Here is a 311-nt window from a genome sequence, read left to right as displayed (position 1 = left end):
GGTTAGAGCAGGAAAAGGCAATAAAGACCGTCGTGTCATATTACCTAAAAGTGCAGCAAGGCGGTTAAACGCTTACATAGCAGGCTTTTCCCTTGGCAGTATACTGTTTTGTACCAACTGGGATAAAGAAAAAGCGATTGATGCAAAAACGTTTAGTCGTGGATTAAAACGTGCGGTAACGAGGGCTGAAATTACAAAAAATGTATCCGCGCATAGCTTGCGCCATGCTTATGCTACACATCAAATTGAAGCTGGTATGCCGCTTCATCAGTTACAAAAACAGCTCGGACATACGAGTATTCGTACGACAG

General features: G+C 43.1%; 1 protein-coding gene. It reads left to right on the top strand.

Annotated features, from left to right (window positions below):
- Nucleotides 1-311, top strand: a 311-nt coding sequence (locus tag AAEY62_RS21445; RefSeq protein ID WP_350636409.1) for a tyrosine-type recombinase/integrase, incomplete at both ends; no start/stop codon positions are given.

Origin of the sequence: Pseudoalteromonas sp. GW168-MNA-CIBAN-0100 (genome assembly GCF_040309225.1) — a bacterium.
Taxonomy (GTDB): Bacteria; Pseudomonadota; Gammaproteobacteria; order Enterobacterales; family Alteromonadaceae; genus Pseudoalteromonas; species Pseudoalteromonas arctica.
The sequence above is the reverse complement of the archived record's forward strand: the minus strand, read 5'-3'. Positions and strand labels throughout refer to the sequence as shown.